Source organism: Streptomyces corynorhini (assembly GCF_003346515.1).
In the GTDB taxonomy this organism is placed as follows: Bacteria; Actinomycetota; Actinomycetes; order Streptomycetales; family Streptomycetaceae; genus Streptomyces; species Streptomyces corynorhini.
The window spans coordinates 1-3,003 of record NZ_QQNA01000183.1; the positions used below are offsets into that span (position 1 = coordinate 1).

Genomic DNA, 3,003 nt, shown 5'->3' on the forward strand with positions numbered 1-3,003 from the left:
GCACCGCTTCATTTCCCGAGGCCGGAAGCCGTGCCGCGTTGCCGTCAAAGGCAGAACCACAGGATCGGCGTGCAGGTCGTGGACGGCTCGGGCGCCGGGGTGGGAGGGGGGGTGGGGGTGGGGGTGGGGGCGTGCTCGGGCGGCGGGCTCGCGGCCGGGGTGCCGCCCGCCCCCGCTCCCCCGGTGGTGCCGGGCGCCGTGCCGTCGCCGGGGTCCGGTGTGTGCGGCGCGGTGGACGCCGTGGCCGGGGCCCCCGGGGCGTGGTCGGGACCGGCGCCCGGGTCGTCCCCGTCCGTCGCCGCGCCCGCGCCCGCGCCGGTCGCCGGAGCGCCTGCGGCCGGGCCGGACGCCTCCGGGGTGGCGGGGGTACGGGCGGCACCGGCGCCGCCCGGGGCCGTCGCGGCGCCGCCCGCTCCGGGCCCGGGGTCCGACGGCGACGCGGATCCGGTGCCGGAGGCCGGGCCGGGAGCATCGGGGGTGGCGGGGCCGTCCGTACGGCCGGGTCCGCCGTCGAGGTCGACGACGCTGTCCTCCCGTACGGAGGAGGCGCGGTCCGAGCCCCGCGACTCGGCGGCCAGCCCGGCCAGGCTCAGCGCACCCGCCACCAGCGCCACACCGAGCGTGCCGATCACGATCCCGCGCCCGCGCCCGCGCTTGCCGCGCCGCCGACTCGGTCCGGTAGGGCGGGGTGCGGCGTCCCGGCCGCGCCGGGGACCGTGCGCGGTCTCGCGCGCGGGAGGCGTCAGCTCGTACGCGACGGTCGTCTCCGGGGCGCGGACCGGCGGCGGAACGTCGGCGGGGGCGCCGCATCCCGCGCAGGTCAGCGCGCCGTTGAGGTGCCGTCGGCACGGCTGGCAGTAGTCCATGGCGACCGCAGATTATGCGGCGGCGGCATCGCCGCGGTAGCCGAGCCCGTGAGGATCCTGTGTGGAATGCCGGACTCCGCTGCCGGGCATGATGGGCGCCATGACGTCCCCCGGGCCGTTCGGGCCACTCGACTTCCAGCTCGTGCTGTTGCGCAGAATGGCCGACCACCATCCGGAGCTGGTCGACGACGCCCGACGCGAACTGGGCGCCTCCCGCGCCGACATGCGCGAGGCCAACCGGCGCTGGCAGGCCATGACACGCTCGCCGCGCACCCGGGGCGCGCGGGCCCGCTACCGCTCCGTGCTCGGCGCGCCCGAGCACACCTTCCGGCGCCGGGTCGGCGATCTGGAGTGCGAGGCGCTGCTGTGGCCCGTACCGCTCTGGCCCCGGCTGCGCTTCGAGGTGATGACCGGGCCCGGCGGCGCCGTGTGGAACGAGTGGCTGGTGCGCGCGCCGGGGGCGGCGGGTCCGCAGCCGCGTACGCCCGAGGAGCTGCGCCCCTGGTCGTGCACGGTGGACGAGGTGGCGCGGGCCTTCCCACCGGCCCGGCCGATGAAGGGCGGGGCACCGACCCGGCTGCGGCTGGCCTGCGTGGCGCCGGACGGCGGGGAGCGGATCGCCGAGTTCACGTGGGGGCTGTTCCAGTACTGGTCGCGCTGAACCCTGTCTTCAAAGGAGCGCCGTCCGCCCGTAGGGCGGACCCCGCGGCGTCGGGCGGACGGCGCTCCTTCGCGGACATGCCCCGGGCCCGACGGGCTCTGCGGGTTCCGCGGGTTCCGCGGGTTCCGCGGGCCGTCCCGAAACTGGCGGACCGTCATTTCCGTACCGGGCGCGGGCCCCCGTACGGAGCAGCCCAGCGGGCAGCGCGGCGCGGCGCGGCGCAGTATGCGAAGAGGACCGGCCGCCGCCGGGAACCGTCCGCCAGCGCTCTCGGGAGACCTGCCGTGACCGTCAGTCTTGAGCAGTTGCGCCGCTGCCACATCGCCGTCGATCTGGGGGCCGCCAGGACCCGGGTCTTCGTGAAGGGCGCCGGGCTCGTCGTGGACGAGCCGAGTGTCGCCGCCGTCAACACCCGTACGGGCGCGCTCATCGCCGTCGGCACGCTCGCCGAGCAGATGACGGGCCGTACCCCGGACTACATCCGGGTCGCCCGGCCGCTCAGGGGCGGGACGGTGGTCGACGTCGAGATGGCGCAGCGGATGCTCCGGCATCTCCTCGGAGACAAGCTCCGCCGTCAGCTGCGCCGCAAGCCCCGGCTGCGGGCCGCCGCCTGTACGCCGCACGACAGCGATCCGCTGGCCCAGCGCGCGACCGTGGAGACGCTGGTGGGGCTCGGCGCGCGCCGGGTCGAGCTGGTCGACACGCTGATCGCCGCCGCCGTCGGCAGCGGGCTGCCGGTGGAGCAGCCGACCGCCACCATGATCATGGTGTGCGGCGCGGCGACCACGCAGGTGGCGGTCCTCTCGCTCGGCTCGATCGTCACCGCGCAGCGGATCCCGATCGGCGGCAACGCGATCGACCACGCGGTGATCCAGTACCTGCGCCACCAGCACCAGCTGCTGCTGCCGAGCCACTCCGTGCGCCCGTTGCAGCTCGCGCTCAGCGGCAACGGCCTGAACACGCGCGGCCCGTCGAAGACCGAGATCCACGGCCGGGACGTGGCGACGGGCATCGCGCGTTCGGTGCTGGTGGACACGGCCGCCGTCCGGGACGCGATCTACACGCCGCTGACCGCCGTCCTGGACGGCATCGGAAAGGTGCTCAGGGACTGCCCGCCCGATCTGGTGGCCGATCTCGCGGACCGCGGCATCATGATGGTCGGCGGCAGCGCGCTGCTGCCGGGGCTCGACCAGATGCTGCGCGACGCGACGGGGGTACCGGTGGCGATCGCGGAACGGCCCGACATCTGCGCCGTGCTGGGGCTGGGCGCGATGCTGGAGGGCAAGGTCAGGCCGATGGTGCTGGACCCGCTGGCCGAGGCGCACTGAGATCCGCGGGGTGAACGACGGACGCGGCGGCGGCCGGAGCGGCGAAGGACCGGGCGAGGAGGCGGGGGCCCGTCCGGGCGGTGAGGGCGCGGGGGGCCGTACGGACGGCGAGGGCGCAGGGGCGCGTCCGGACGGCGAGAACACGGCG

At 76.6% G+C, this 3,003-nt stretch carries 3 protein-coding genes; 2 read left to right on the forward strand and 1 reads right to left on the reverse strand.

Features of this window, described 5'->3' with window-relative positions:
* Positions 1-44: 44 nt before the first annotated feature.
* Positions 45-866: an SCO2400 family protein gene (locus tag DVH02_RS22295; protein WP_114625598.1), complete on the reverse strand. Its 822-nt coding sequence runs from the start codon at positions 864-866 to the stop codon at positions 45-47.
* A 91-nt stretch (positions 867-957) separates the two neighbouring features.
* Between DVH02_RS22295 and DVH02_RS22300 the strand changes: the two genes are divergently transcribed.
* Both DVH02_RS22300 and mreB read left to right on the forward strand, forming a co-directional pair.
* Positions 958-1,527, forward strand: a complete 570-nt coding sequence (locus DVH02_RS22300; protein WP_114625614.1) for a hypothetical protein — start codon at positions 958-960, stop codon at positions 1,525-1,527.
* A gap of 284 nt (positions 1,528-1,811) precedes the next feature.
* Positions 1,812-2,855, forward strand: coding sequence for a rod shape-determining protein (mreB, locus tag DVH02_RS22305; RefSeq protein WP_114625599.1), 1,044 nt, complete (start codon positions 1,812-1,814; stop codon positions 2,853-2,855).
* Positions 2,856-3,003: the final 148 nt, after the last annotated feature.

Coding starts and splice junctions, on each gene's coding strand:
- DVH02_RS22295 (WP_114625598.1), bottom strand. CDS start 866: ATGGACTACTGCCAGCCGTGCCGACGGCACCTCAACGGCGCGCTGACC.
- DVH02_RS22300 (WP_114625614.1), top strand. CDS start 958: ATGGGCGCCATGACGTCCCCCGGGCCGTTCGGGCCACTCGACTTCCAG.